The organism is Microvirga sp. 2MCAF35 (assembly GCF_052115545.1).
Lineage (GTDB): Bacteria > Pseudomonadota > Alphaproteobacteria > Rhizobiales > Beijerinckiaceae > Microvirga.
Window position 1 is genome coordinate 1 of sequence record NZ_JBFRGW010000023.1, and the last position, 26425, is coordinate 26425.

The 26425-nt window shown below is 64.0% G+C and carries 25 protein-coding genes and 1 pseudogene; 15 read left to right on the forward strand and 11 right to left on the reverse strand.

What is annotated here, in order from left to right:
- A pseudogene (locus AB4097_RS13060) lies at positions 1–133 on the forward strand (IS630 family transposase); the annotation flags it as partial.
- Between the two features lie 17 nt (positions 134–150).
- Here AB4097_RS13060 and AB4097_RS13065 read toward each other — a convergent pair.
- Positions 151–531, reverse strand: coding sequence for a hypothetical protein (locus AB4097_RS13065; protein WP_442040157.1), 381 nt, complete (start codon positions 529–531; stop codon positions 151–153).
- Positions 532–1171: 640 nt separating this feature from the next.
- Between AB4097_RS13065 and AB4097_RS13070 the strand changes: the two genes are divergently transcribed.
- Complete coding sequence (locus AB4097_RS13070) at positions 1172–1846, forward strand: transglutaminase-like cysteine peptidase (RefSeq protein ID WP_442040159.1); 675 nt, start codon at positions 1172–1174, stop codon at positions 1844–1846.
- Between the two features lie 173 nt (positions 1847–2019).
- Here AB4097_RS13070 and AB4097_RS13075 read toward each other — a convergent pair whose 3' ends face one another.
- Positions 2020–2616: a hypothetical protein gene (locus AB4097_RS13075; protein WP_442040161.1), complete on the reverse strand. Its 597-nt coding sequence runs from the start codon at positions 2614–2616 to the stop codon at positions 2020–2022.
- A 201-nt stretch (positions 2617–2817) separates the two neighbouring features.
- Here AB4097_RS13075 and AB4097_RS13080 point away from each other — a divergent pair, with 201 nt between their 5' ends.
- The gene (locus AB4097_RS13080; RefSeq protein ID WP_442040163.1) at positions 2818–4488 is read left to right on the forward strand and encodes a methyl-accepting chemotaxis protein; all 1671 of its coding nucleotides are present in this window, start codon (positions 2818–2820) and stop codon (positions 4486–4488) included.
- 166 nt (positions 4489–4654) lie between these two features.
- On the opposite strand, the gene AB4097_RS13085 is transcribed toward AB4097_RS13080, so the two are convergent.
- On the reverse strand, positions 4655–5095 hold the full coding sequence (locus AB4097_RS13085) for a response regulator (protein WP_442040165.1): 441 nt from the start codon (positions 5093–5095) through the stop codon (positions 4655–4657).
- Positions 5096–5264: 169 nt separating this feature from the next.
- Here AB4097_RS13085 and AB4097_RS13090 point away from each other — a divergent pair, with 169 nt between their 5' ends.
- The 3 genes from AB4097_RS13090 (at position 5265) to AB4097_RS13100 (ending at position 6749) form a co-directional block, all read left to right on the forward strand.
- Positions 5265–5660 carry a response regulator gene (locus tag AB4097_RS13090; protein ID WP_442040167.1) on the forward strand — a complete coding sequence of 132 codons (396 nt, stop codon included), beginning with the start codon at positions 5265–5267 and terminating at the stop codon, positions 5658–5660.
- Between the two features lie 54 nt (positions 5661–5714).
- On the forward strand, positions 5715–6137 hold the full coding sequence (locus AB4097_RS13095) for a response regulator (RefSeq protein WP_442040169.1): 423 nt from the start codon (positions 5715–5717) through the stop codon (positions 6135–6137).
- A 210-nt stretch (positions 6138–6347) separates the two neighbouring features.
- Positions 6348–6749 (forward strand): response regulator, encoded by a 402-nt coding sequence (locus AB4097_RS13100; protein WP_442040171.1) that lies wholly within the window; start codon positions 6348–6350, stop codon positions 6747–6749.
- A gap of 178 nt (positions 6750–6927) precedes the next feature.
- Here AB4097_RS13100 and AB4097_RS13105 read toward each other — a convergent pair whose 3' ends face one another.
- Complete coding sequence (locus AB4097_RS13105) at positions 6928–10398, reverse strand: indolepyruvate ferredoxin oxidoreductase family protein (protein WP_442040173.1); 3471 nt, start codon at positions 10396–10398, stop codon at positions 6928–6930.
- A gap of 130 nt (positions 10399–10528) precedes the next feature.
- On the opposite strand from AB4097_RS13105, the gene AB4097_RS13110 reads away from it, so the two are divergent.
- Positions 10529–11014: an Lrp/AsnC family transcriptional regulator gene (locus AB4097_RS13110; RefSeq protein WP_442040175.1), complete on the forward strand. Its 486-nt coding sequence runs from the start codon at positions 10529–10531 to the stop codon at positions 11012–11014.
- Between the two features lie 182 nt (positions 11015–11196).
- Here the strand turns inward: AB4097_RS13110 and AB4097_RS13115 are convergent, their stop codons facing one another.
- The 3 genes from AB4097_RS13115 to paaZ form a co-directional block, all read right to left on the reverse strand.
- Positions 11197–11607, reverse strand: a complete 411-nt coding sequence (locus tag AB4097_RS13115) for a PaaI family thioesterase (RefSeq protein WP_442040177.1) — start codon at positions 11605–11607, stop codon at positions 11197–11199.
- Between the two features lie 140 nt (positions 11608–11747).
- Entirely contained in the window at positions 11748–13838 is a 2091-nt protein-coding gene (locus AB4097_RS13120) for a 3-hydroxyacyl-CoA dehydrogenase NAD-binding domain-containing protein (protein WP_442040179.1), read from the reverse strand.
- Positions 13835–15862 (reverse strand): phenylacetic acid degradation bifunctional protein PaaZ, encoded by a 2028-nt coding sequence (gene paaZ / locus AB4097_RS13125; protein ID WP_442040181.1) that lies wholly within the window; start codon positions 15860–15862, stop codon positions 13835–13837. Before paaZ ends, AB4097_RS13120 begins: the two co-directional genes overlap by 4 nt.
- Positions 15863–16074: 212 nt before the next feature.
- Here paaZ and AB4097_RS13130 point away from each other — a divergent pair, with 212 nt between their 5' ends.
- The 7 genes from AB4097_RS13130 to AB4097_RS13160 all read left to right on the forward strand — a co-directional run bounded on the left by AB4097_RS13130 (position 16075) and on the right by AB4097_RS13160 (position 21619).
- On the forward strand, positions 16075–16971 hold the full coding sequence (locus AB4097_RS13130; protein ID WP_442040183.1) for a PaaX family transcriptional regulator: 897 nt from the start codon (positions 16075–16077) through the stop codon (positions 16969–16971).
- Positions 16972–17120: 149 nt separating this feature from the next.
- Positions 17121–18116: a 1,2-phenylacetyl-CoA epoxidase subunit PaaA gene (paaA, locus tag AB4097_RS13135; RefSeq protein WP_442040296.1), complete on the forward strand. Its 996-nt coding sequence runs from the start codon at positions 17121–17123 to the stop codon at positions 18114–18116.
- A gap of 14 nt (positions 18117–18130) precedes the next feature.
- Positions 18131–18421: a 1,2-phenylacetyl-CoA epoxidase subunit PaaB gene (gene paaB / locus AB4097_RS13140; RefSeq protein ID WP_181050377.1), complete on the forward strand. Its 291-nt coding sequence runs from the start codon at positions 18131–18133 to the stop codon at positions 18419–18421.
- Positions 18421–19179, forward strand: coding sequence for a 1,2-phenylacetyl-CoA epoxidase subunit PaaC (gene paaC, locus AB4097_RS13145; protein WP_442040186.1), 759 nt, complete (start codon positions 18421–18423; stop codon positions 19177–19179). The genes paaB and paaC overlap by 1 nt, the downstream gene beginning before the upstream one ends.
- Positions 19180–19193: 14 nt before the next feature.
- Positions 19194–19706 (forward strand): 1,2-phenylacetyl-CoA epoxidase subunit PaaD, encoded by a 513-nt coding sequence (gene paaD, locus AB4097_RS13150; protein ID WP_442040188.1) that lies wholly within the window; start codon positions 19194–19196, stop codon positions 19704–19706.
- A 16-nt stretch (positions 19707–19722) separates the two neighbouring features.
- Positions 19723–20799, forward strand: coding sequence for a 1,2-phenylacetyl-CoA epoxidase subunit PaaE (paaE, locus tag AB4097_RS13155; RefSeq protein ID WP_442040190.1), 1077 nt, complete (start codon positions 19723–19725; stop codon positions 20797–20799).
- 16 nt (positions 20800–20815) lie between these two features.
- Entirely contained in the window at positions 20816–21619 is an 804-nt protein-coding gene (locus AB4097_RS13160) for a Phenylacetic acid catabolic protein (RefSeq protein ID WP_442040192.1), read from the forward strand.
- A gap of 21 nt (positions 21620–21640) precedes the next feature.
- Here the strand turns inward: AB4097_RS13160 and AB4097_RS13165 are convergent, their stop codons facing one another.
- From AB4097_RS13165 to paaG, 4 genes are read right to left on the reverse strand one after another with little or no spacing between them, the layout of a single operon-like run.
- Positions 21641–22276: a TetR/AcrR family transcriptional regulator gene (locus tag AB4097_RS13165; protein ID WP_442040194.1), complete on the reverse strand. Its 636-nt coding sequence runs from the start codon at positions 22274–22276 to the stop codon at positions 21641–21643.
- 9 nt (positions 22277–22285) lie between these two features.
- Positions 22286–23620, reverse strand: a complete 1335-nt coding sequence (gene paaK, locus AB4097_RS13170; protein WP_442040196.1) for a phenylacetate--CoA ligase PaaK — start codon at positions 23618–23620, stop codon at positions 22286–22288.
- Between the two features lie 27 nt (positions 23621–23647).
- Positions 23648–24106, reverse strand: coding sequence for a hydroxyphenylacetyl-CoA thioesterase PaaI (gene paaI / locus AB4097_RS13175; RefSeq protein ID WP_442040198.1), 459 nt, complete (start codon positions 24104–24106; stop codon positions 23648–23650).
- Positions 24106–24900, reverse strand: a complete 795-nt coding sequence (paaG, locus tag AB4097_RS13180) for a 2-(1,2-epoxy-1,2-dihydrophenyl)acetyl-CoA isomerase PaaG (protein ID WP_442040200.1) — start codon at positions 24898–24900, stop codon at positions 24106–24108. Before paaG ends, paaI begins: the two co-directional genes overlap by 1 nt.
- Positions 24901–25195: 295 nt before the next feature.
- On the opposite strand from paaG, the gene AB4097_RS13185 reads away from it, so the two are divergent.
- The gene (locus AB4097_RS13185) at positions 25196–26362 is read left to right on the forward strand and encodes an ABC transporter substrate-binding protein (protein WP_442040202.1); all 1167 of its coding nucleotides are present in this window, start codon (positions 25196–25198) and stop codon (positions 26360–26362) included.
- Positions 26363–26425 lie beyond the last annotated feature (63 nt).

Below are 26425 nucleotides of genomic sequence, written 5' to 3' on the forward strand. Positions count from 1 at the left end.
CAAGGCCCTGCTCCGGAAAGCGGCCGAACGATCAGTCGAAGGACTCTGGTCCGCCATCGGTCACATCATCGATCTCTTCACGCCAGACGAATGCAGAAATTACTTCAACGCCGCCGGTTACGATGCAGCCTGATCGGAAAATGCTCTAATCTAGCCTTTCGCCGACACTACGTTCACAACGATCCGCTCATCGACCGGAACAGTATCGGTGGGCGCGTTCACGATGAAGAGGCCGCTGCAGATGGTCGTGACCTTGCGCACCGGCGCGTGATGCTTGTCGGCGCCGATCATGTAGTTCACCGTGTAATAGGGCTCGCCGCCGACGAAGGCGGTCTGCTTGCTCTCGAAGATATAGCCGACCTGGGCCGGGCTGATCCGATAGACCGTTCGCGGCGGACCCCAGGCGGCAATGCGCGCCGATATGGGCTTGCCGATATAGTCCGAGCACGACAGGGCGAGGGGTTCCTGGACAGCCGGCACGCAGCCGCCGGCGCCGAGGGCAACTGCAAGTGTCGCGAAGAGCGTTCTCAAGACTTTCCCCCAGGCCGATCGAAACTCGTTCCGAGCCTGCACTATACTGGCGATCCGGAGCGGATGCAGTTTTTCCTGCAAGTGTAGTGAATCACAAGGTTCGCGCGACAGGTTCGGGCAAGGTTCCTGCCTCATATGGAAGGTGTACCTCCGTGTGATGAGGAGAGATCCGTGGCAGTCGTTCTGGTGCCCGTCGTCGCAGCATCCCTGGTCGGGCTGATTGGAATGCCCGTCGTTCGCCTCATGATGTCGTCTGCAAGAACGAGGCATTGGGCGAGAAGTCGCAGCATGGCGCAGGGACGGCCCTGAAAGAAGCCGTGCCTTTTTGCGCGAAGGCACCGAGTGAAAGAGCGACGTTCGTGTGCGATGTCGCAGAGAAGTCTTCCGCAATCCTGCCAGGCGTGACGTTTCGCGGCCTTGGATGCCAACCGGGCGCTGAAAGACACGCGCTTGTATTGGCGGCGCCCCGATACTGATCTTTCCTCTTTGTTCGGAGAGGTCCCGGGCGCCGATTGCTTGTTCTGTTGCTGGAAGTCAACAGTGCAGGGTCGTTCGTGATCTTGCGACAAGTTCGCGCTTGCGCCGGGCATCCGCTGCTGACAGCTTTGTTGAAAATAATAAAGCTGAACAGGTGCGGGGCATGTGCGGGATTACTTTCAGAGATTCAGGACGGCGCAGTAAACGCCTTCATCGCCTCGCTGCTTGGGCAGGTCTCGCGGCCCTTATCCTGTCCGCCACGGCCGGAGCCGGATCGGCGCTCGAATTTCCTCAATTCGCCGTGCGGGCGCCCGGCGATACGCTTTTTGCCGTCGGAGCCGCCGGCCCGACGCCGGCCTGGATCGAATTCTGCACGCAGCTGCCGCAGGAATGCGCGTACAATCCTTCGGAGCCCGATACCATCGCTCTCGATCAGGCGACCTGGAAGCTGATCGTCGACGTGAACGAGCAGGTGAACAAGGAAATCCTGCCGGTCACGGACCAGGATCACTGGGGCGTCGCGGATCGCTGGGATTACCCGGATGACGGCATGGGCGATTGCGAGGACATTCAGCTGCTCAAGCGCCGCCGTCTCACGCAGGCCGGCCTGCCGCAGCGGGCCATGCGCATGACCGTGGTGATCGACGAACTGGGCGCTGGCCACGCGGTTCTCATGGCGAGGACAGATCGCGGCGACTACATTCTCGATAACAAGCGCAACGCCGTTCTGCCCTGGCAGCAGACGGGCTATCGCTATGTGAAGCGGGAAGGGTCGGACAGTGCGGATTGGGTCTGGCTCGGTAACCAGGCCGTGCCGGTCGCGACCGCGACGAAGTAATCGTCAGGCATGTCGAGCGAAGCCGCTTTCGGTCTCTGCGAGGACGTGAGGAGGCGCTCGAGCGCTCTGCGGCGCCTGTGTTGGAGCTGCTTCCACTTGCGTGGAATCATCTCTCTTCTTTGCTTTGCCGCATTTTTTGACGGTGAAGCGGTTTTACTTCACCGAGAGATGCTCTAGCTCGACGCCCGCGCGGGCGACTGCGTGATCATGGTCTCGGTCGTCAGGACCACCCAACCGGCATCGGAACGCTCGATGGAGATCACCTGGCCGATTCCGGGCAGGGTCATGCCGGGCGTGACCCACCATATGCCGTCGGGGCCTTCGATCAGGGCGGATTCACCCGTGGCCCGATGGAGAACGTAGCGTTGAAACTGCGGGTCTCTGCTGGCGCTCTTTGTCGTATCGCCCTTGCGACTTGCGGTCTGTTCGACGTCCTTCTTCGCCAGTGACCCCGTCGTTGCGGGGTTCAGGTCGATTGTGCGAGTCAGGTTCGCCGTTACGGCCTTGCCGATGGTCGTGTCGGCCACGGCGCTCGTGAGATAGGTGTAGCTTTCGCTGAAATGCAGGGCATAGACCGGCAGGCCGATGGCCGACAGGGTAAGGGCCAGGCCCAGGCACATCACGATGCGGTCACCGACGGCTTCGCGCGCGCGGATGGATTCCTCGATGCGCTTTACCTTGCGCTCCCTCCGCTCGGCCGTGGAGACGTGTTCCCTGGCGCTTCCAGCCCTGGCCACCTGCTCCAAAACCTTGTCGAACCGAATGCCCATGGGAACCGCCACGTTGAAAACCGCGTGCAATATTTCCTATGAGCTTATGCTTAAGAATTCGTCACCTGAAGCAACGAATCTCGGCCGTATACCTCCAAAGGGTGAGTGCAGGATTCAAACAAGCCTCGCGCAAGCCAACGCGCGCTACCGTGACTGGTCGTTCAAGGATGTTGCGGCGGCTTCGACCGCCCGGGGTTTATCATGAAGATTAGGACGAAGATTTTTGCGCTTGTGGCGGCTCTAAGCCTTGTCGCGGTCGTGACCGCCGTTGTCGGCATCAACACGTTGCAGGCCTATCATCAGGCTGTCGACGATGTCCGCCTTGCGGCCACGCGCGCCCTTTATGGCGAGCGGCTCAACCGGCTCGTGACGCACGTGGTCATGGAAGCCAGAGGCATCTATGCGTCGAAGGATAATGCCGAGGCCCGCAAGTTCGGCGACGGGCTCCTCGCCACCTTGAAGGACATGGATTCGCTGCTGAAGGAATGGGAGCCGATCGTCCCGGCCGACGGCAAGGCCCTGTTCGATGCGGTCGTGAGGGATGCGGCGGAGTTTGGGAAATTCCGCTCCGAGACGGTCCGCCTGGGTGCCGAAGTCTCGCCCGCCGCCGCGAATGCGCAGGGCAACAACGAAGCCAACCGCGCCAACCGGAAGGCCTTCCAGATCAGCATCGATGCGCTGACCAAGCGCGGCAGCGAGGAGATCGACGCCGTCAACCGGCGCGCGGCCGAACTCTACGACCAGCGCCTGATGCTCCTCATCGGGATCGCGCTTGCCAGCACCGTCCTTGCGCTGATGATCGGCTGGCTCGTCGGCCATCGGCAGATCGCCCAGCCCCTGAAGCGCGTGACCGACGCCATCCGCAGGCTCGCTTCGGGTGATTACCACCTGCCGCAGGCCAAGGTGGGCAAGGACGAGATCGGCGATATCTGGCAGGCCACGCAGGTCTTCGCCGGCGCCATGCAGGAAGCCGAGAACCTGCGGCATGCGCAGGCCGAGGCCGAGAAGCAGGCGGCGGCGCGGCGGCGCGTCGACATGATGGCGCTCGCCCAGAGCTTCGAAGGAAGCGTCGGCGGCCTCGTGCAGCATCTGTCCGTCGCCGCGCAGCAGATGGAGGCGACGGCCCGCTCGATGGCGTCGACCGCGCAGCAGACGAACCAGCAATCGAACTCGGTGGCGGCGGCCGCCGAGGAAACCTCGAGCAACGTGCAGGCCGTTGCGGCGGCGGCGGAGCAGCTCGCGGCCTCGTCCAACGAGATCGGCTCGCAGGTGTCGCAGACCTCGGTCGCTGCCGCCCGCGCCGTGCAGAACGCGCGCAGGACCAACGCGCTCGTGGAGACGCTGGCAGAGGGCGCGCAGAAGATCGGCGAGGTCGTCGCTCTCATCAACACCATCGCGAGCCAGACCAATCTTCTCGCGCTCAACGCCACCATCGAGGCGGCGCGTGCCGGCGAGGCCGGCAAGGGTTTCGCCGTCGTGGCCGCCGAGGTGAAGGAGCTCGCCAACCAGACCTCCCGGGCGACCGAGGATATCGGCGCGCATATCCACCAGATCCAGCAATCGACCAAGGATGCGGTCGATGCCATCCGCGACATCAGCCTTACCATCGAGGAGGTGCACCAGATCGCCACCAGCGTGGCGGCCGCCGTCGAGGAACAGCAGGCGGCCACGCAGGAGATCGCGCGCAATGTCAGCGAAGCGGCCAGGGGCACGCAGGACGTGAGCGAGAGCATCGTCCAGGTCCAGGGCGCCGCGACCCATGCGGGTTCGGCCGCATCCCAGGTGCTTGCCGCGGCGGGCGAGCTGGCGGCCAACTCGAACGCCCTGAGCCGGGAGGTCGAAGGCTTCCTTGAAGGGGTACGGGCGGCCTAGCGCATCGTGCGGACCCGAGGGCCGCGTAGAGAAAAGTGGATCCGGTTTTCCGCCCGAACGATACGCTCTTCAAGGAGTGGAGCATCGGATTGGGTCCCAAAAGTGCAAATCCACTTTTGGGTCCGATGCTCAAGAGCCACAAGGGCGCTGAAGGCCGTCGGGGCCTTCAGGCAGTCTTCGGAACGGGCGGAGCGTCGGCGTCTCCGCCCGCGTCGTTTTGCGTTTGGGTCCGGGCGGCCTCGACGGCGGCCCGGACGTGGGACAGCAGGGTCGCCTGGGAATAGGGCTTGGCCAGGAAGACCGCTCCCGGGGGCAGATCGTTCTCCCGCGGCCACGCCCGGCCCGACGCGATAAGGAGCCCGATCCGGGGCCAGCCCCGGTGGATCTGCCAGGCCAGGTCGTAGCCGTTCATGCCGCCCGGCATCTCGACGTCCGACAGCACCGCGTCGATGCCGACCTCGGCCTTCAGGACCGTCAGGGCCTCCTGCGCACCGGCCGCCTCGATCACGCGGAAATGCGCCTCCATGAGAATCTCGGCCGCCACCAGCCGCACGAGCGGCTCGTCTTCCACCAGGAGAATGACACCTAAGGGTTTCGGATCGGACAAGAGGCCAACGCAGCGTGAAGGAGTGGAGGGAGTGAGCGCGAAACGCACCCATTGATAGACTGTTCCGCCCTGTCAGACCAGCAGATCGAAGGACATCGGCCGGAATTTGCGGGAGAACCCTTGGGATGGACGCACGTTGTCCGCGTATTGTATCGCGTCAGGGGCAAGAATGAGCGCTGCATCCGTCACGGTTCTTCCACGCCGGACACCTCCCACCATCCTCGTTGCCGAAAACGACGTCCGGGTCCGCTGCCTCGTCAGCGACGAGCTGCGAGGCGCGGGCTTCAGGGTCCTGGAAGCCGGGTCCGCCCAGGAGACCCTGACGGTGGTCGATGCCGTCCGGGTCGACCTCCTGTTCATCGCCCTCGATCTGCCGGGGGCGCAAAGCGGGCTGGAGACCGCCCATCTCGCCGGCGCCCGGCAGAAGCCCATGAGGATCATCGTCACCTCCGAGGACGGTGGCGTCGACCCGGGCGGCCTCGGCCCTCTCGTCCGCAAGCCCTATCCCGCGTCCCAGGTCGTCGGCCTCGTCATGCGCAGCCTCAACTGGCCCGAACCCCCGTGAGGCGCAAGGGAACCGAAGAGGGAACCAGGACGAAAGCTCAGCGGTTAGAATGCCGTGAGCACCCTCTCGACAAATATCACGGCCGATGCCGAATCTCTGCTTCCAACCGTTCTCGTGGTCGAGGACGAGGTGCTGATTCGGCTCGTGATCGCGGATTACCTGCGTGAATGCGGCTACCGGGTCCATGAGGCCGTGAACGCCGAGGAGGCCGTGGCGATCCTCCAATCGCCTGAGGTCGCCGTCGACGTGGTGTTCAGCGATGTCGAGATGCACGGAACCATGGACGGTTTCGGTCTGGCGCGCTGGATCCGCTCCAACAAGCCGGGCACCGAGGTGATCCTCACCTCCGGGGCGGAACGCTCGGCCGATATCGCCGCGACCCTGTGCGAGGCCGGGCCGCTGCTGAAGAAGCCGTACCCGTCAACGGACGTGGTCGACCGGATTAAACAGCTCACGGCGAAGGCTAGGCGTTCCTGAAGTAAAACACCGCCTGTTCTTGAGCCCTCATCCTGAGGAGGCCGCCAGGCCATCTCGAAGGACGAGGGCGTCTTCAGAGAGCACTGGACGATCCTTCGAGACGCAGCTGCGCTGCTCCTCAGGATGAGGTTGGCGTCTCAAAAGGCTTGGACGCACTCACGCCTGTGCGAGCCGTGGGAACCGGATCGGAGCAGGCTCGTTTGAACGTGCATGAAACCCCATCGCAGAATCGTAAAGCAGCCGGTCGTACTCCTGGTTGAAGACGAGCCGCTCGTTCGTCTGACGCAGGTCGATATTCTGCGCGAGGCCGAGTTCTGGGTCGTGGAGGCTCAGGATGCCGACGAGGCGTTCGAGCTGTTGAAGACCCGTCCGGACATCTCCGTGGTTCTCACGGACGTGGACATGCCGGGCTCCATCGACGGCTTCGAGTTCGCGCGCCTCGTTCGCCAGGGCTGGCCCGAGGTGGGCGTTCTCGTCATCTCCGGCAAGGCCGATCCCGGCCCCGGCGACATGCCGCCTAACGCGGCGTTCCTGCACAAGCCCATCCTCCCGGACGATCTGGTCGCCGCCCTGACGCAGGTCATGGCGGCGACGCAGCGTGGAGTGGGTTAGGGGACTTGAGGCAAATCCGCGGCGTTTTCCGTGGCATCCCTCTAACGTCATGGCCGGCCTTGTGCCGGCCATCTCGATCCGAGAAGCGCTTCGTCTCAATCAATCGGGATCACCGGGACGAGCCCGGTGATGACGTCGGTGTAACCGGGCGCTCGGCCTTGCCGGGAAGGAACTGCCCTCAAGCCCGAACAGCCTGCGGTGCGCGGCTGTCGATCACCTGCGGCTCCGCTGCCGAACGCTTCCACAGAGTCTCGACATGTGACTGAACCTGATGGATGGCCGCTTCCTTGACCGGGCCGTAGCCGCGGATGTCCATCGGTGCCTTGGCGATGGCCACGAGGTCGGCGAAGGGACGCTGACCGAGATGGCCGAGGATCCCCTCGACCTGCCCCTCATACCAGCCGATGAGTCCCCGCTCCGTGCGCCGCTCCGCCGTGTAGCCGAAGATGTCGAACGGGGTGCCGCGAAGCGCCTTCAGCCGGGCGAGGACTGACAGGGGCGTCTGAAGCCAGGGGCCGAAGCTGCGCTTCTTCGGGCGGCCGCGCGCATCGCGCTTCGCCGGAAGGAGCGGCGGCGCCAGATGGTAATGCACGGTGAAATCGCCCTCGAATTGCTGCTTCAGCTCGTCGAGGAAGCCCGTCTCCATGTGCAGGCGCGCGACCTCGTATTCGTCCTTGTAGGCCATGAGCTTGAAGAGCGAACGGGCGACAGCCTCGGTCAGCGTTTCCGAGCCGAGAGCGCTCTCGGCCTTGCGCACCCGCGCCACCAGGGACTCGAAACGGGCCGCATAGGCGGCGTTCTGATAGGCGGTCAGGAACGCAACCCGCCGGGCGATCACCTGGTCGAGCGTTTCGATTTCTTCGGGCTTATCGCCTGCGACCTGGTGGACGACATCGGGATCGGCACTGAGCAGCCGGCCCCAGGCGAAGGCCTGCCTGTTGCGCTCGACGGTGACGCCGTTGAGCTCGATGGCGCGGGAGAGAGCTTCGAGCGACACCGGCACGAGGCCCTGCTGCCACGCGAAGCCGAGCATCATCACATTGGCGTAGACCGTGTCGCCGAGCAGTGTCTCGGCAAGAGCATTGGCGTCGAGCGTCGCCATGTTGCCGGTGCCGATCACGCGCTCGATGGCGCGAAGCCGCGTCCGGCCGGCGAGATCCGCATCGCGGAAGCGCACCACGTCGCCGGTCGGCATCTCGGCGGTGTTGACCACGGCACGCGTGCCGTGCCGATAGGTGCCCGAGGCCTTGGGCGAGGAGCTGACGACGAGGTCGCAGCCGATCAGCGCGTCGGCCGCGCCCTGGTCGATGCGCACCTGATGCAGCGCATCGGGACCCGCCGCGAGGCGGACGAAGCTCAGCACCGGCCCGAACTTCTGCGCGAAGCCCGTGAAGTCGAGCACCGACACGCCGCGCCCTTCGAGATGCGCCGCCATGCTGATGAGCGCCCCGATGGTGACGACGCCGGTGCCGCCGACGCCGGTCACGAGAAGATCGAAAGGCTTCGAAAGCTCGGGGAGGGCAGGGGATTGCAGCGTCGCAGCATGCGCGGCGGCATCGAAGCCGCTCGTGGTCTTCGCCCGGCGCGCGGCGCCTTCCACGGTGACGAAGCTGGGGCAGAACCCCTCCAGGCAGGAGAAGTCCTTGTTGCAGGTGGAGAGATTGATCTTGCGCTTGCGGCCGAACGGCGTCTCCTTCGGCTCGACGCTCAGGCAGTTGGACGCGACCGAGCAATCGCCGCAGCCTTCGCAGACGAGGTCGTTGATGTAGGCGAAGCGCTTCGGGTCCTCCATCTGCCCGCGCTTGCGGCGACGGCGCTTTTCCGTCGCGCAGGTCTGCTCGTAGATCAGCACCGTGACGCCGGGGATCTCGCGCAATTCCTTCTGCACCGCGTCGAGATCCTCGCGCGGGTGGATCGTCACGCCCTTCGGCAGGTCGGCGGAATCGAACTTCTCCGGATGGTCCGACACGAGCGCGATGCGCGACACGCCCTCGGCCCGGACGCTGTGCGCGATGGCATGGACGCTGACCGGCCCGTCGACAGGCTGGCCGCCCGTCATGGCGACCGCGTCGTTGAACAGGATCTTGTAGGTGATGTTGGCGCCCGCCGCGATGGCCTGCCGGATCGCCATGGAGCCGGAATGGTAATAGGTGCCTTCGCCGAGGTTCTGGAAGATGTGCCCCTGGCCGGTGAACTTCGATGACGCCGCCCAGTTGACGCCCTCTCCGCCCATCTGGATCAGCGACGACGTTTCCCGGTCCATCCAGCTCGCCATGAAATGGCAGCCGATGCCGGCCAGCGCTTTCGAGCCTTCCGGCACCTTGGTCGAGGTGTTGTGCGGGCAGCCGGAGCAGAAGTAAGGCGTGCGCGTTGCACCCGAAACAGTGATCACGCGCTCCGGTTCCGGCGTCAGCGCGGCGGCGCGCTGCGCGAGATTGAGATCGGGGAAGATCGGGTCGAGGCGTTGTGCGAGAACGCCCGCGAGGAAGCGCGGTGAGAGTTCTCCCGTCCAGGGAATGAGCCGCTCGCCGGTCTCGTCGTGCTTGCCGACCATGCGCTCTGGCTTCGAGCCCGGATAATCGTAGAAATATTCCTTGAACTGGCTTTCGATGATGCCGCGCTTTTCCTCGATCACGAGGATCTCGCGCTTGCCCTTCACGAATTCGAGCGCGTCGTGCAGGGCGAGCGGCCACACCATGCCGACCTTGTAGATGTCGATGCCGTGTTCGCGGCAGGCGGCCTCGTCGAGGCCGATGAGGCGCAGGGCCTCCATGAGGTCGAGATGGGCCTTGCCCGCGGTGACGATGCCGTAGCTCGCATTCGGGATGTCGTAGATGCGCCGGTCGATCGGGTTGGCCTTCGCGAAGGCATAGACCGCATGCTTCTTCGCCTCCATGCGCTCTTCGATCTGCGGTCCCGGCAGGTCCGGCCAGCGATAATGCAGGCCGCCCGGCGGCGGCGTGAAATCGGGCTCGATGAATTGACGCGGCGGATGCAGTGCTACGGAGACACCGGACTCGACGATCTCCGATACGGCCTTGAAGCCGACCCACATGCCGGAGAAGCGGCTCAACGCATAACCGTATTCGCCGAATTCGAGATACTCGGCGACGCTTGCTGGATGGAGCGTCGGCATGAACCAGCTCATGAACGCGACGTCGGATTGGTGCGGCATGGAGGAGGACACGCAGCCATGGTCATCGCCGGCGATCACCAGAACGCCGCCATGGGGCGACGAGCCATAGGCGTTGCCGTGCTTGAGCGCATCGCCCGAACGGTCGACGCCCGGGCCCTTGCCGTACCAGAGGCCGAACACGCCCTGCACCTGCCGGTCTGGATTGGTCTCGACCTGCTGCGAGCCGAGAACGGCCGTCGCGGCCAAGTCCTCGTTGACGGCGGGCAGGAACTCGATCCGGTTGTCCTTCAGCTGCTCCTTCACGCGCCAGAGTTCGAGATCGACGCCGCCCAGCGGCGATCCGCGATAGCCGGACACGAAGCCGGCGGTGTCGAGCCCCGCCGCCTTGTCGCGCTTGGCCTGGTCGAGCACGATGCGGACGATGGCCTGGGTGCCTGTCAGGAAGACCCGGCCTGTCTCGCGGGCATAGCGGTCGGCGAGCTGATAGGAATCGAGTGTCGGAACGCTTTTCATCAGCTTCCTCCCGAAGCAGGGCGCATTCTTCGTTGGCTACAAGGATAATCCCGAACGGCTGGTAGATGTTTCCTATTCCTCCCCGACAAGCCCCATCTTGCGGTAGATATCGCTAAAATAGGGGCTATAAATGACAGAACCTGCCAGGGAGGGCAGCGCCGTGTTGGATAAGCAGGATGAGCACATTCTGGTGCAGCTCCAGAAGGAGGGCCGCACGACGAACCAGCAGCTCGCCGATGATGTGGGGATGTCCACCTCGGCCTGCTGGCGGCGCGTGCGCTCGCTGGAGGAAACGGGCGTGATCGTGGGCTACTCGGCCCTGGTGGACAGGGAGAAGGCGGGGTTCGCCACCTCGGCGATCCTGCACGTGTCGCTGGAGCGGCACGATGCGAAATTCGTCGACGAGTTCGTGTCGCGCGTGACGGCACGCGCCGAGGTGATGGAGTGTTTCGCGACCACGGGCGACGCCGATTACCACCTGCGCGTCGTCGTGCGCGACATGAAGGCCTACAATGCGTTTCTCGACGAGTTCATGTTCCGGCTGCCGGGCATCCGCACTGTGCGCACCAACGTGATCCTGAAGGAAATCAAGACGAGCGTGGCGCTGCCGTTTTGAGCGTCACTCTCATAAACCACCATCCTCATCCTGAGGAGCAGCGCAGCTGCGTCTCGAAGGAGGCTCCAGCGGTCTCTGGAGACGCCCTCGTCCTTCGAGACGCTACGCTCCTCAGGATGAGGGCTTAGGAGACGCGGATTGATCCAGTCTCCTGAGAATGTCGGACGAGCCTCTACCTGCCCTCAACCCAACAACGCATAGGCGAGCTGCGCCATCGCGACGGGCCGCGCGTCGCCGTCGGTCGTGAGCGTCACGCTGCCGAACGCCATGGTGCGGCCGAGACGGATGACCTTTGCCTCCGCCAGCACATCGGCATTCGCCGCCGGCCGCAGGAAGTGCATGGTCTGGTCGACCGTCGTCATCGGCCGATAAGCACCTCCGGCGGAGGACACGGCGAACACCATCGCGGTGTCGGCGAGACTCATGAGGGCCTGCCCGCAGATCACGCCGTTGTCGCGGCACAGCTTTTCGGAGAACCGCATGCGTAAGGTGGCGCTCTCCTTGTCGAGGCTCTCGATGGAGAGGTCGAGCGCCTGCACCCATGGCGCGAAGACGCTCCCGAGCATCGCCTCGGCGGTCGCCCGATCGAACATGAAGGATCCCCCGGTTCTCGTTATTGCAGTCTGTGTTTCGAGCATCGGACGAGAATTCGAAGTCACGCCCGATGCTTCAGGTTTTTGGTTTTGCGCATCTCTTCACGCAAAATCGGTTCCCACTTTTGCGTTCGATGCACTTATGGATAGAACTTCGCTCCCGACGCGGCGCGGTCGACAAGGCTCCCGGCCGGTTCCCAGCCGGGCCCGTCCTGAGCCGCACGCTCCCGCACCTGCGCGAGGATCGGCTGCAGTCCGATGTGGTCCGCCTCGAACAGCGGACCGCCGCGCCAGGCCGGATAGCCGTAGCCGTGCATCATCACCACATCGACGTCGAGCGGCCGCTCGACGATGCGCTCGTCGAGGATCTTGCAGGCTTCGTTGACGATGGCCGCGCGGATGCGCGACTGGATCTCGTCCGCCGAAATCGCGCGTCGTGTCAGCCCGCGCCGCTGCGAGGATTCCTCCACGAGTACCGTCACGACCGGGTCGATCTCGCGCTTGCCGCCTTCATAACGATACCAGCCCGCGCCGGTCTTGCGGCCGAAGCGGCCCGCCTCGCAGAGGCGGTCGGCGATGTCCACGTAGCGCTCGCGCGGATCGCGGGTGGGCGCCAGGCGCTTGCGGCGCGCCCAGTTGATGTCGAGCCCGGCGAGGTCCGACACGGCGAAGGGCCCCATCGGGAAACCGAAGGCTTCGAGAGCCGCGTCGATCTCGTGCGGCAGGGCGCCTTCCTCGAGCAGGTACTCCGCCTGCTGACGATAGCGCGACAGGATGCGGTTGCCCACGAAGCCGTCGCAGACCCGGCAGACGACCGGGATCTTGCGCAGGCGCTTGGCGAGATTAAGCCCCGTGGCGACCACGTCGGCGGCGGTCGCATCGGTCCGGACGATCTCGAGAAGCTTCATCACATGGGCCGGGCTGAAGAAATGCAGGCCCACCACGTCGGCCGGCCGCGATGTGGCAGCGGCTATCAACGAGATGTCAAGGTAGCTGGTATTCGTTGCCAGGATCGTTCCAGGCGGCAGGATGGCGTCGAGATCGCGGAAAAGCGCGCGCTTGACCTCCAGATCCTCGAACACCGCCTCGATCACGAGGTCCCGATCTGACAGGGAGGCCGTACCAACCGCATACCCGATGGCCTGAAGGCGCTCGTCCCTCGCGGCCGCCGTGATCCGGCCGCTCGCAACCTGCTTGTCGTAAACCTCCGCAACCCGTGTCTGCCCGGCGTTGAGAGCCTGTTCGCTCGTCTCGACGATCCTGACGTCGAAACCCGCATCAGCAAAGGCAATGGCGATCCCGGAACCCATGGTTCCTGCCCCGACGATCCCGACCTTCTGGACGGGGCGAGGCTCGATCTTATTGAGCCCCGGCAGGCGCATCACCTCCCGTTCGGCAAAAAAGGCATGCCGCAGGGCCGCCGATTGGTCGGAGGACCGCAGTTCGAGGAAGGTCTCGCGCTCCCGCGCCATGCCGTCTTGAAGCGGCAGGCTTGCGGATAGCAGAACAAGCTCCGCGGCCTTGCCGGGAGCCTGCGCGCCCCTGGCTTTCTTGCGGATTTCGGCGTTTTTTTCCGAGGCCGCTTCCGCATCCATCGCCGGCACGGATAGCTCGCCGGTGCGGCGCAGCGGCTGACCGATCAGCTCCCGCGCAAGCTCCATCGCATCCTGGCGCAGATCACTGGCGGAAAGCCGGTCAATGAGGCCGAGACGCAGGGCTTCCTGCGCCTTGACGGCGCGTCCGCTGGTGACGAGATCGAGAGCGGCCTCCAGACCGACGAGCCGAGGCAGGCGCTGTGTGCCGCCGGCCCCAGGCACCAGTCCGAGCTTGACCTCGGGCAGGCCCAGGCTTGCGCCTAGGTCGGCCACGCGGGCATGGCAGGCCAGCGCAATCTCGCAGCCGCCGCCGAGGGCCGTGCCCTGGATGGCCGCGACGACGGGCTTGGAACAGGCCTCGATGGCGTTGATCACGTCGGGCAGGTGCGGTTCGCGCGGGACCTGCCCGAACTCGCGGATGTCGGCCCCGGCAACGAAGGTTTTTCCCGCGCAGGCGATGACCGCGGCCTCGATTCGCGGATTGCGATCGACCTCCTGGATCGCCGCGAGCAACCCCGCTCGGACCGCCTGGGACGTGGCATTGACCGGAGGATTGTCGATCTCGATCAGGGCGACCGGGTTTGTGGCAATCAACCTGACCGGATCGACACCCTCGGGCGAGGCCGCCGCCGTCATGGGCGCACCGCGTTCATCGTGAGGAGTTCGTAGGTCGCAACCGTTTCACCCTTGTCCGTCATGATCTCCACGTCCCACCGTACCTCGCCGTATTGCTCGTTGCGCGGCGATTTGGATTTCGCCGTCAGCCGGACCTTGATGGTCTCGCCCGGCTGTACGGGTTTGATGAACCGTAAGGAATCGAGACCGTAATTGGCAAGCACCGGCCCGAGGTCCGGGTCGACGAAGAGGCCTGCCGCGAAGGACAGGAGCAGATAGCCGTGAGCCACGCGGCCAGGGAAGAACGGGTGATTCTTCGTCGCTTCCTCGCTCATATGGGCATAAAAGGTGTCGCCGGTGAATTCCGCGAAATGCTCGATATCGTCGAGGGTGATCGTGCGTTCCTTCGACACGAAGGTCTGGCCGATGGCGAGGTCCTCGAAGTAGTAGCGGAACGGATGCCGTCCTTCCTCGATCGTTGGCGCACCCTTGATCCAACTCTGCGTCACGCGCGAGAGCATGGCGGGCGAACCCTGCAGGGCCGTGCGCTGCATGTAGTGGTGCACGCCGCGCATGCCGCCGAGTTCCTCGCCGCCGCCGGCGCGCCCCGGCCCGCCATGGACCATGTGAGGCATCGGGGAGCCGTGTCCGGTCTGCTCCTTGGCGCAGTCGCGGTCGATCAGCACGAGACGCCCGTGGAAGGCGCCGACGCCGAAGACGAGATCGGCCGCCGCGGCAGGGTCATAGGTGTAAAGCGAGGCGACAAGGCTGCCGTCGCCTTTGTTCGCCAGGGCTACGGCCTGATCGAGACCGTTATAGCCCATGACGGTGCAGACGGGGCCGAAAGCCTCGATGCTGTGCACGTTGGTGGCCCGGATCGGGTCCGGGCAATGCAGCACGAGAGGGGGAATGAAGGCGCCGCGCTCCCGGTCGGCACCCTCGACCGTGAAGTTCTCGGGATCGCCGACGACGATATCCGCTTCCGTGCGCAGCTTCGCCACCTGTGCGAGCACGTCCCGGCGCTGCCCGAGGCCGACGACCGGTCCCATGCGGACGCCTTCGAGTTCGGGGTTGCCGACCCTGATCTTGGAAAGCCGCTCGCCCAGGGCTTCGATCACGGCAGGCACGAGGGCGTTGGGTGCAATGGCGCGCCGGATGGCGGTGCATTTCTGGCCGGCCTTGACCGTCATCTCCTTGGCCACCTCCTTGATGAAGAGGTCGAATTCCGGCGTTCCCGGTCCAGCATCGGGTGCGAGGATGGCGGCGTTGAGCGAGTCGCGCTCGGCGATAAAGCGCACGGATTCGCGTGCGATGACCGGGTGCCGCTGCAGCTTCTGGGCGGTGTCGGCGGAGCCCGTGAACGAGACCACGTCTTGACAGGTCAGGTGGTCGAAAAGATCGCCCGTGGAACCGACGATGCATTGCAGCGCACCTTCGGGAAGAATGCGGGATTCTGCGATCATGCGCACGAGGGCATGCGCCACATAGGACGTGATCGTCGCGGGCTTCGTGACCACCGGCACACCGGCCAGGATGGCGGGCGCCAGCTTTTCGAGCATGCCCCAGCAGGGGAAGTTGAAGGCGTTGATGTGAACGGCGACGCCATGGAGCGGCGTCATCACGTGCTGGCCGACGAAGCTGCCGCCCTTTGACAGGGCTTCGACATTTCCATCCAGAAGGAAGGTGGTGTTGGGCAGCTCGCGGCGCCCCTTGGAGGCATAGACGAAGAGGGTGCCGATGCCGCCGTCCACGTCGATGAAGTTGTCGGTTCGCGTGGTGCCGGTCTGGAAGGAAAGCGTGTAGAGCTGCTCCTTGCGCTCCGACAGATAAACGGCAAGGCGTTTCAGCAGTTCTGCGCGTTGGTGGAAGGTGAGCTTCCGTAAGGCGGGACCGCCGACCTGGCGGGCATAGGCCAGCACCTCGCCCATATCGAGGCCCCCGCTGGCGACCTGGGCGACCACATTGCCGGTGACGGCACTGTGAATATCGGCCAGTTCCTGGCCGGGCGACATCCAACTTCCGCGAACGAAGCTCTCGAGTCTCATTGGGGCACCTTGGAATGCTGTGACGGGCGGCATTGGCATCGCCGGATCTTTGTCGCATTATTAACCGACCGGCCGGTTAGTCAAGGAATTTCGCGAAGGGCGCAGGGCCGATGGGATAGCTCGACAGGCATGGCAAAGAGTGGGTAGGTGAGGGCAGAATGGGCCGACGAGGCAAATGTCGCCTCGGCCACAGAGGACCGGAGTAGGCGTGCATGGTCGCGTTCGTAGAGACCCTGCTGGACAAGTTCCACGAGCGGACACCGATCCGGGCTGGCTCGCTGATCGTGACCGTCTTCGGGGATGCGGTGGTGCCGAGGGGCGGGGTTCTGTCCCTGGCATCCCTGCACGAGATCATGCGGGCCTTCCGCATCAGCGACACGCTCGTCCGGACGGCCCTGTCCCGACTCGTGTCCGAGGGCTGGTTCGAACGCTGGAAGGTCGGGCGCAACAGCTATTACCGCTTGGCGCCGCAAGGGGAGGAAGCTTTCGCCCAGGCCACGCAGCGGATCTACGCCGCCCCACCCCAGGATTGGCAGGGGGCCTTCGACCTTCTGCTGCTTGAGAATGCCCAGGACCGGAGCGCACTGAAGAACGAACTCTCGGCGACAGGCTACGGAGCCCTGGGCCCGGATCTCCTGCTGGCGGCCACGGCATTGATCGATGGGACGGGCCCTTTCCTGAGGCTTGCCGCAACCCCGGCCGACTTGGCGACGGCCCGGAGGCTGGTGGAGCGGGCATGGCCCCTGGCAGAGATCGAGAGCCGCTACAGGCGTTTCATCGACACATATTCGGGAACCCTTGGCGCCCTGGAGCGGGGTGCCGGCTTCACGAATCTCGATGCGCTGTTGGTCCGTATCCTCCTGATCCACGACTACCGCCGGGCCGTCCTGAAAGACCCGCTGCTGCCGGCGCAGCTCCTCCCCGAGCCCTGGGCCGGAACAGCGGCCCGCACTCTCTGCGGCACGATCTACAGGACGCTGTTCCCAGCGGCAGAGCGTTGGATCGATGCCCATGCCCAGAACGATACGGGACCGCTGCCCCCGGTCGACCGGGATTTCGGGCGGCGGTTCGCGGCCGCGGAGCCTGTTGCCGCATTGAAGATCGGTTGACGAATATGTTACAGAAAATTATTGAATAAACTAGTTTATGTGACATATTAGAGATGCCTGCGGAAAGCCGGAGAGGCATGCCGCCTGCGCCTATCGATCTCGTCCTCGCCACCGGGCGGGAAAAGACCGCCAAGTCAGGGAGAAGCGCCGTGTATGCACAGATGGTGAAAACGGGCGTCGAGCATGTCCGCTCCAAGGAGGAGATGTCTCCGGAAGAGCAGGCCTTCCAGGACCGCGTCGATGCCGACATCAAGATCGAGCCGAAGGAGTGGATGCCGGAGGCCTATCGCAAGACCCTGATCCGGCAGATTTCGCAGCATGCCCATTCCGAGATCATCGGCATGCAACCGGAGGGCAACTGGATCACTCGGGCGCCGACCCTGGAGCGCAAGGCGATCCTGCTGGCCAAGGTGCAGGACGAGGCCGGCCACGGCCTTTATCTCTACTGCGCAGCCGAGACCCTGGGCGTGAGCCGCGACGAACTCATGGAACAGCTCAACAGCGGCAAGGCGAAGTATTCCAGCATCTTCAACTATCCGACGCTCACCTGGGCCGATATCGGTGCCATCGGCTGGCTCGTCGACGGTGCCGCGATCATGAACCAGGTGCCGCTGCAGCGATGCTCCTATGGGCCCTATTCCCGCGCCATGATCCGCATCTGCAAGGAGGAGAGCTTCCACCAGCGGCAGGGCTATGACGCGATGACGAAGCTCGCCCGCGGGACGCCCGAGCAGAAGAAGATGGCGCAGGATGCGCTGAACCGCTGGTGGTGGCCGTCGCTCATGATGTTCGGCCCGTCCGATGCGGATTCGGTGCATAGCGCCCAGTCCATGCGCTGGAAGATCAAGATCAATTCCAACGACGAGCTGCGTCAGAAATTCGTCGACCAAACCGTGCCGCAGGCCGAATACCTCGGCCTCACCGTTCCCGATCCCGACCTTAAATGGAACGCGGAGCGCGGCCATTATGATTTCGGCGAGATCAACTGGGACGAGTTCTATCAGGTCATTGCCGGCAATGGCCCCTGCAACCGCCAGCGCCTGCGCACGCGCGTGAAGGCCTACGAAGAGGGGCAGTGGGTGCGCGATGCGGCCGACGCCTATGCGGCCAAAAAGGCGGCACGGACAAAGGCCAAGGCTGCGTAAGCGGGAGACAGGACATGACCGACAAGAAGGAATGGCCTCTCTGGGAGGTGTTCATCCGCAGCCAGCACGGCCTGGCGCACCGCCATGTGGGCAGCCTGCACGCGCCCGATGCCGAGATGGCGATCATGAATGCGCGTGACGTCTATACGCGCCGCAACGAGGGCGTCAGCATCTGGGTCGTGAAGGCGTCCGATATTGCGGCGAGTTCGCCCGGCGAGAAGGGACCGCTCTTCGATCCCGCCAACAGCAAGGTCTACCGCCACCCGACCTTCTATGAGATCCCTGAAGAACTGGGGCATATGTAATGAACGGGCAGGACGCTCTCTTCGAGTATCTGCTGCGCCTCGGCGACAATGCCCTGATCCTGGGGCATCGCCTGTCGGAATGGTGCGGGCATTCGCCAGCCCTCGAGGAGGACCTGGCGCTCTCCAACGTTGCCCTCGACCTCATCGGGCAGACCCAGCTTTGGCTGAATCTCGCGGGCGAGGTCGAAGGCAAGGGGCGGGATGCCGATAAGCTCGCGTATCTTCGCGATGCGCGCGATTTCCGCAATGTCCTTCTCGTCGAGCAGCCGAACGGCGACTTCGCCGCCACGATGGCGCGCCAGTTCTATTTCGATGCGTGGCATTACCTGCTGCTGCGCGAGCTGACGGGATCGAAGGATCCCCGGATCGCCGAGATTGCCGCGAAGAGCCTCAAGGAGGTCACCTACCACCTCGAGCGGAGCCGCGACTGGGTTCTGCGCCTCGGCGACGGCACGGAGGAGAGCCATCGTCGGATGCAGGCCGCCATTGACGATCTGTGGATGTATACGGGTGAGCTGTTCGAGAGCGACGAGATCGATCGGGCCATGGTCCAGGAGGGGCTGGGCCCCGATCTAGCGACGCTGCACGAGCCCTGGCTCGGACTCGTCCGGGCGACGGCCGCGGAGGCGACGCTGAGCCTCCCGCAACCCGGCTGGGCCCAGAAGGGCGGCAAGCGCGGCATCCATTCCGAACATCTCGGCTACATCCTGGCCGATCTCCAATTCCTGCAGCGGGCCTATCCCAACGCAACGTGGTGAGGAGCGCGGGACCGATGATTGACAGCCTGACGCGCCCGGATCCGGATCAGATCAGACACTGGTTGGAAGAGGTGCCCGACCCGGAGGTACCGGCCGTCTCCGTCATGGACCTCGGGATCGTTCGCGATGTGCAGTGGGATGGTCATGAACTGGTCGTCGCGATCACGCCCACCTATTCGGGCTGCCCTGCAACGAGCGTCATCGCATTCGAGATCGAGGCGGCCCTGAGGGCTAAGGGCATCGACTCCTTGCGGATCGAGCGACGCCTTTCGCCGCCCTGGACGACCGACTGGATCACCCAGGAAGGACGGCGGCGGTTGGAGGCCTATGGCATCGCGCCGCCTGCCGAGAATGCCGGCGGGCCATCGCCTTTCGACCGCTTCCTGCGCAAGCCTTTGACAATCGCCTGTCCACGCTGCAAGTCCGAGAATACCTCGCGCGTCAGCGAATTCGGTTCGACGCCTTGCAAGGCGCAGTACCGGTGCGACGATTGCCTCGAGCCTTTCGACTACTTCAAGTGCATCTGAAACGAGCGGACGCTCCATGACGAAGTTCTATCCCGTCACCGTTGCCGATGTGCGACGCGAAACCCGTGATGCGATCATCCTCACGCTGGACGTGCCGGATGAGCACAAGGAGGCGTTCCGCTTCTCGCCGGGGCAGTACCTGACCCTGCGCACCACCATCGACGGCGACGAGGTGCGCCGGTCCTATTCAATCTGCGCGACGCCGATGGAGGGCAGGCTTCGCGTCGGCATCAAGAGAATCGCCGGCGGCGCATTCTCCAGCTGGGCCAGCGAGCAGCTCGCACCCGGGGAGGTCATCGAGGCCATGCCGCCGATGGGCAATTTCTTCGTGCCTCTCGATCAAACCCGCAAGCGTCACTTCGTGGGCTTCGCGGCGGGCAGCGGGATCACGCCTCTGCTCAGCATCGTCAAGACAACGCTGATTGCCGAGCCGCAATCCTCCTTCACGCTGTTCTACGGCAACCGCGCTTCGAGTTCGATCATGTTCCGCGAGGAACTGGAGGATCTCAAGAACGAGCATCTCGACCGCTTCAGCCTGATCCATATCCTCAGCCGCGAGCAGCAGGACATCGACCTCTTCAACGGGCGCCTGACCAAGGAAAAGTGCGATCAGCTCCTCGACCATTGGATCGATGCGTCGTCCATCGACGCCGCTTTCATCTGCGGGCCGCAGGACATGATGCTGGGAGTCGCGCAAAGCCTCGAGGAACATGGTCTCGACAAGCGCCAGATCAAGTTCGAACTCTTCGCCACTTCGACGCCGAGCCGCCGGCAGCGTCGGCCCGAGGAGATGGCCACGGAGGATCGTAAGAACCTGTGCGAGGCCACCATCGTCATCGACGGGCGAGCCCGGAGCCTTACTTTCGAAAAGGGGACCATGTCGGTCCTCGATGCCGCCACGGCCGAAGGGCTTGAGCTTCCCTATGCCTGCAAGGGGGGGGTCTGCTCCACCTGCCGGGCGATGCTGGTCGAAGGCGAGGTCGATATGGATGCGAACTTCGCTCTTGAGGATTACGAGATCGCCCGCGGGTATATCCTGACTTGCCAGAGCTATCCCGTCAGCGACAAGATCCTGGTCGATTTCGATAAATGACGAGGGAGTGGCTCCCATGCTCGACGATGAGGATCTCGTCAACTTCATAGCCGGCGGCGGCCGGTTGAGTGCGCCGGAGAATGTCACGCCGCGCTATCGCGGCGAGCTCATGCGCCTGATGGCGATCTTCATCGATTCGGAGATGGCGGGTGCCTCGGGCTTCGCCGATTGCATCAACCTGGCTCCGGGTCTGAAGGAGCGGATCATCGCGACCCGGATCGTCTTCGACAAGTTCAACCATGCCAGGCAGGTTCTGGACCTGATGGAGCAGTTCGGCGCCAATACGGCCCAGTATGTGGGCGCCCATCCCTGGGCATCCCGTCTCGACCGCAGCGTCAATCTCGGGACGCGACGCATGGAAGGCGACATGCGCCTCAACGTTTTTCACTATCCGATCAACGGCTGGGTCGACGCAGTGGTCATGAACTGCCTGATGGGGCAGGCCACCGTTGTGCAGCTCGACGAGTTGACGCGCGGTTCCTACCAGCCCCTTGCCGACGCGCTTGCCGAGATCCTTCCTGCCGAGAAGCGCCACGCGGAACTCGGGCAGCAGGGGTTGCAGGCAGCCTTGGACAGAGGACACGACAGGACCGACGCTCAGGCATCGGTCAATTACTGGTATCCTCGCGTGGCCGACACCTTCGGCAGCAGCACGTCGGATCATTTCGCCCAGCATCGGAAATACGGATTGCGCCAGAAAGGTCGGGAGGAGCTGACCGCCCAGTGGCAGAGCCTCGTCCATCCGATGCTGTCGCACTTCGGACTTGCCGTTCCAGGGCGTGCGGCGCCCGAGATCGGCGATCAAGCCTCGCTGCAGTGATCCCTGATCGATAAGAAATTTCTATTCCGCAGCGCTGACCCGCCGTGACGAGGCGGCGGGTTCCCCATGAAGATTGCGGGTTCCATCCACGATGAGCTGCGAGACGAGTTCGGCATAATCCGCGCGAGTCACCTCGCCGGTACTCTTGAACCAGAGATAATGCCAGTTGATCATGCCAAAGAGGGACATGGTCACGGGCTTGAGCAGCTTGGTTCCCTTGATCTGCGGCGCCACGCCTGCCACGGCAACGGAGAAGATTTTTACAAGGTCACGCTCCACCGCCTTGAGTTCGCCCTGACGGTCCGCTTGCAGAAGGCGCATGCCGTTGATCTGCACATTGTGCTGGGCGTCGGCATCCCGATAAGCCTCGAGGAGAGCCGCGACCAGTTCCTTCAGGCGCTCTGCGGGTGAGAGATCCGGATTGTCGGCAGCCTCCACCACTTCGAGCAGTTCCTCGAGGTGGAATCGGATGACGTCGAAGAGCAGCTCCTCCTTGTCCCTGTAGTAGTGGTAAAGATTGGCTTTGGAGACCCCACAGGCTTCTGCGATCTTGCTCATGGAGGCGCGGTCATAACCGTGCTCCGCAAAGAGTTCGGCCGAGCGATCGAGGATCGCCCGGCGCTTGTCGTCATAATCGGTGGCACGGGTGCGGGCCATGGGACTCTTCTATTCTTTCGGTCTGCGATCGATCACGCGTCTCGCCTTGCCGAGAGAGCGTTCGATGCCTTCAGGATCGAGAACGTTTACATGAGCCGTGATGCCGATGGTATCCTTGATGGATTGGCTCAGGCGCTCGGCGGCGGCCTTGCGGGTTTCCGGGTAGTCGGCATCCGGCCGGATCTCGGCCCGGATCTCCATCTGGTCCATCCGGCCCTCACGGGTCAGGATGATCTGGTAATGCCCCGACAGGGTCGGAATCGTGAGGAGCTTCTCCTCGATCTGGGTCGGGAAGATGTTGACGCCCCGGATGATCATCATGTCGTCGGTGCGGCCGGTGATCTTCTCCATGCGGCGCATGGCCCTGGCCGTGCCGGGCAGGAGGCGCGTCAGGTCCCGGGTGCGGTAGCGGATGACGGGCATCGCCTCCTTGGTGAGCGAGGTGAAGACGAGTTCGCCTTCCTCACCGTCGGGAAGGACTTCGCCGGTCACCGGGTTGATCACCTCGGGATAGAAGTGATCTTCCCAGATGTGCAGTCCATCCTTGCTCTCCACGCATTCGCAGGCGACGCCCGGTCCCATGACTTCGGACAGGCCATAGATGTCGACCGCATGGATGTCGAAAGCCTCTTCGATCTCCATCCGCATGGCATTCGTCCAGGGCTCGGCGCCGAAGATGCCGACCTTGAGCGAGGACTGGCGCGGGTCGAGCCCCTGCTTCTTGAACTCGTCGAGGATCGCCAGCATGTAGGATGGCGTCACCATGATGATGTCAGGCTGGAAATCCTGAATGAGCTGCACCTGGCGCTCCGTCATGCCGCCCGACATGGGGATCACCATGCAGCCGAGCCGTTCGGCGCCGTAATGCGCGCCCAAGCCGCCGGTGAAGAGGCCGTAGCCATAGGCGACATGCACCTTCATGCCAGGGCGGCCGCCGCTCGCCCTGATCGAGCGAGCCACCACGTCGGCCCAGGTGTCGATGTCGCGCTTGGTATAGCCCACGACCGTGGGCTTGCCGGTGGTGCCGGACGAGCCGTGCACGCGGGCGATCTGGTTCTGCGGAACGGCAAACATGCCGAAGGGATAATTGTCCCGCAGGTCGGCCTTGGTGGTGAAAGGAAATTTGGCGAGGTCGCCCAGATCCTTGAAATCGTCCGGATGCACGCCCGCCGCATCGAACTTTGCCTTGTAGTGCGGCACGTTCTCATAGGCATGGCGCAGCGACCAGGCGAGGCGCTCGCGCTGCCAGGCTGCGAGCTCATCGCGCGACGCGAGTTCGAAGCGATCGAGCTGGGCGGGCTGAGGCTTGAGTTCGGACAGCTTGCGATTCGGGATCTGAAGCAAGGGAACCTCCCATTCGTTCGTTCTTATTTACGTGTCTGAGCCGAGCAACGTGCCGGCAATGGTACGCGAGTGCCCGCGGAATTCGGCGACGACGTCGCCTTTGCCGTCACGTACTGTCACGTCATAGATCCCGGAGCGGCCCGAGCGGTTGCGTTCGACCGCATGGGCCGTGAGCCTGTCGCCTCGCCGGCTTGGCTGCAGGAACGTTACCGCGCAATGCTGCGCGACCGTGCGCTGGTCGTAGGTGTTGCAGGCGAACGCGAAGGCCGAGTCGGCCAGCGTGAAGATGAAGCCGCCGTGGCAGATGCCGTGGCCGTTCGTCATGTCGGGGCGGATCGTCATGGAGAGCACGGCCTCGCCGGGCGACACACGCTCGATCACTATGCCGAGACCCCGGCTTGCCTGATCCTCCGCCCACATGGCTTCGGCGCAGGCCGCTGCGATTGCGTGAGACGCATCGTCCGATTGGTTTGTTCGCGCATCCATCACGCTCTCCCGGTGAATTTCGGCTGGCGCTTCTCGAAGAACGCCGTGACGCCTTCGATGTAATCCGGCGTGCGGCCGGCCCGTCCCTGCAGGTCACGTTCGAGATCGAGTTGCCGGTCGAGATCGTTGGTCTCGGAAGCATCGAGCGCCTGCTTGATCAGCCCGAGGCCGATGGTCGGCTGAACGGCGAAGTGAGCGGCCAGGCGATGCGCCTCGTCCATCAGGGCGGCATCGTCGACCGCCTTCCAGATCATGCCCCAGGCTTCCGCCTGTTCCGCCGGAACCGGCTCGGCGAGAAGCGCGAGAGCCCGCGCCCGCGCCGGTCCGATGAGGCGCGGCAGGAACCAGGTGCCTCCTGAATCGGGCACGAGGCCGAGCTTGGAGAAAGCCTGGATGAACTTGGCCGAGCGCGCCGCCAGGACGATGTCGCAGGCGAGCGCGATATTGGCGCCGGCTCCCGCGGCAACGCCGTTCACCGCGCAGATGACGGGCATCTGCAGCGCGCGGAGCTTGCGCACGAGCGGATTGTAGAGGCGCTCCAGGGTGGAGGAGAGATCCGGAACCTGTCCGGGACTGAAGACCCGATCCGACAGATCCTGCCCGGCACAAAACCCGCGTCCGGCGCCCGTGAGGATGAAGGCACGGCAGTTCTCGTCCGCTTCGGCATCGAGCAGGGCGGACATCAGGGCCGCATGCATCGCCTCGTTGAAGGAGTTCAGGCGCTCAGGCCTGTTGAGGACGAGGACGCGATAGCCCTCGTGGCGCTCTGTGACGATGAGGTCGTTCTCCACCATGGCCTCTCGAATTTTCGCTGATGGCAAGCGGGTGGGCTTGCGACTTGTTTACTATTGACCAACCGTCCGGTCAATTATATTGATGGAACAAACAGCGTCAATCAGCCAACACTCGGTCCTTCAGGGCGATAAACGGGATGGCTGCTCTGGCGGTCGACAGGATCCGCATGCAAAGCGACGCCGGCTTTGCGGGTTCCTGATCGCTTCCTTTCCGCAATGATTCGCGGGCTCCTGGCAGCCTGAGCCATTGCGCAACAATAACAACAGAAAACGACAACGAACCCGGAGGAAACAGATGAACTCGAAAACCGCTCTCAAATCACTCCTGGCCGCCAGCGTCATGGCTTTCGGCTTCTCGCAAGGCGCGCTCGCGCAGAACACCGTCAAGATTGGATCGGTGCTTTCGGTCACCGGGCCGTCGTCCTTCCTTGGCGAGCCGGAAGACAAGACGCTGAAGCTCTACGTCGACAAGATCAATGCGGCGGGCGGCGTTGCCGGCAAGAAGATCGAGCTCGTGATCTACGACGACGGCGGCGATGCCAACAAGGCGCGCACCTTCGCGACGCGCCTGATCGAGGATGACGAGGTGATCGCCATGGTCGGCGGAACGACCACCGGCTCTACCATGGCGATGATCCCGGTCTTCGAAGAGGCACAGGTGCCGTTCATCTCGCTTGCCGGCGCCATCGAGGTGATCGATCCGGTGCGCAAGTTCGTCTTCAAGACGCCGCACACGGACAAGATGGCGTGCGAGAAGATCTTCGAGGATCTGAAGAAACGCAATCTCACCAAGATAGGCCTGATCTCGGGCACGGACGGGTTCGGGGCTTCCATGCGCGCGCAATGCGTCAAGGTCGCGCCGAATTACGGCATGCAGATCATCAGCGACGAGAATTATGGTCCTCGCGACAGCGACATGACCGCCCAGCTTACGAAGATCAAGAACACGGCCGGCCTGCAGGCGGTGGTCAATCCCGGCTTTGGCCAGGGGCCTGCCATCGTGACGCGCAACTACGCCCAGCTCGGCATGAACAACATCCCGTTCTATCAGAGCCACGGCGTGGCCTCGAAGAGCTTCATCGACCTGGCCGGCGCTGCCGCGGAAGGCGTTCGCCTGCCGGCCGCAGCCCTCCTCGTCGGCGACAAGCTGCCGGAGAGCGATCCGCAGAAGAAGGTCGTGACGGAATACAAGCAGGCCTACGAAGGCGCGACCAAGCAGCCGGTCTCGACCTTCGGCGGTCACGCCTATGACGGCCTCTTCATCCTGGTCGAGGCCATGAAGCGCGCGAACTCGACCGACCCCAAGAAGATCCGCGACGAGATCGAGAAGACCAAGGGCTTCGTCGGCACCGGCGGCATCGTGAACATGTCACCCACCGACCATCTCGGGCTCGATCTCTCGGCTTTCCGCATGCTCGAGATCAAGGGCGGCGACTGGAACCTGATCGCCTCGGGAAGCTGATCCCTCGACACCACCGATCGGGAGGCTGACGATCAGCTTCCCGTTTCGTACCCTGAAGGTCGC

Excerpts from the sequence above, each read along its gene's own strand:
- AB4097_RS13070 (WP_442040159.1), top strand. The coding sequence starts at position 1,172 with ATGTGCGGGATTACTTTCAGAGATTCAGGACGGCGCAGTAAACGCCTT.
- AB4097_RS13075 (WP_442040161.1), bottom strand. The coding sequence starts at position 2,616 with ATGGGCATTCGGTTCGACAAGGTTTTGGAGCAGGTGGCCAGGGCTGGA.
- AB4097_RS13080 (WP_442040163.1), top strand. The coding sequence starts at position 2,818 with ATGAAGATTAGGACGAAGATTTTTGCGCTTGTGGCGGCTCTAAGCCTT.
- AB4097_RS13090 (WP_442040167.1), top strand. The coding sequence starts at position 5,265 with ATGAGCGCTGCATCCGTCACGGTTCTTCCACGCCGGACACCTCCCACC.
- AB4097_RS13100 (WP_442040171.1), top strand. The coding sequence starts at position 6,348 with ATGAAACCCCATCGCAGAATCGTAAAGCAGCCGGTCGTACTCCTGGTT.
- AB4097_RS13105 (WP_442040173.1), bottom strand. The coding sequence starts at position 10,398 with ATGAAAAGCGTTCCGACACTCGATTCCTATCAGCTCGCCGACCGCTAT.
- AB4097_RS13110 (WP_442040175.1), top strand. The coding sequence starts at position 10,529 with ATGACAGAACCTGCCAGGGAGGGCAGCGCCGTGTTGGATAAGCAGGAT.
- AB4097_RS13115 (WP_442040177.1), bottom strand. The coding sequence starts at position 11,607 with ATGTTCGATCGGGCGACCGCCGAGGCGATGCTCGGGAGCGTCTTCGCG.
- AB4097_RS13120 (WP_442040179.1), bottom strand. The coding sequence starts at position 13,838 with ATGACGGCGGCGGCCTCGCCCGAGGGTGTCGATCCGGTCAGGTTGATT.
- paaZ (WP_442040181.1), bottom strand. The coding sequence starts at position 15,862 with ATGAGACTCGAGAGCTTCGTTCGCGGAAGTTGGATGTCGCCCGGCCAG.
- AB4097_RS13130 (WP_442040183.1), top strand. The coding sequence starts at position 16,075 with ATGGTCGCGTTCGTAGAGACCCTGCTGGACAAGTTCCACGAGCGGACA.
- paaB (WP_181050377.1), top strand. The coding sequence starts at position 18,131 with ATGACCGACAAGAAGGAATGGCCTCTCTGGGAGGTGTTCATCCGCAGC.
- paaC (WP_442040186.1), top strand. The coding sequence starts at position 18,421 with ATGAACGGGCAGGACGCTCTCTTCGAGTATCTGCTGCGCCTCGGCGAC.
- paaD (WP_442040188.1), top strand. The coding sequence starts at position 19,194 with ATGATTGACAGCCTGACGCGCCCGGATCCGGATCAGATCAGACACTGG.
- paaE (WP_442040190.1), top strand. The coding sequence starts at position 19,723 with ATGACGAAGTTCTATCCCGTCACCGTTGCCGATGTGCGACGCGAAACC.
- AB4097_RS13160 (WP_442040192.1), top strand. The coding sequence starts at position 20,816 with ATGCTCGACGATGAGGATCTCGTCAACTTCATAGCCGGCGGCGGCCGG.
- AB4097_RS13165 (WP_442040194.1), bottom strand. The coding sequence starts at position 22,276 with ATGGCCCGCACCCGTGCCACCGATTATGACGACAAGCGCCGGGCGATC.
- paaI (WP_442040198.1), bottom strand. The coding sequence starts at position 24,106 with ATGGATGCGCGAACAAACCAATCGGACGATGCGTCTCACGCAATCGCA.
- paaG (WP_442040200.1), bottom strand. The coding sequence starts at position 24,900 with ATGGTGGAGAACGACCTCATCGTCACAGAGCGCCACGAGGGCTATCGC.
- AB4097_RS13185 (WP_442040202.1), top strand. The coding sequence starts at position 25,196 with ATGAACTCGAAAACCGCTCTCAAATCACTCCTGGCCGCCAGCGTCATG.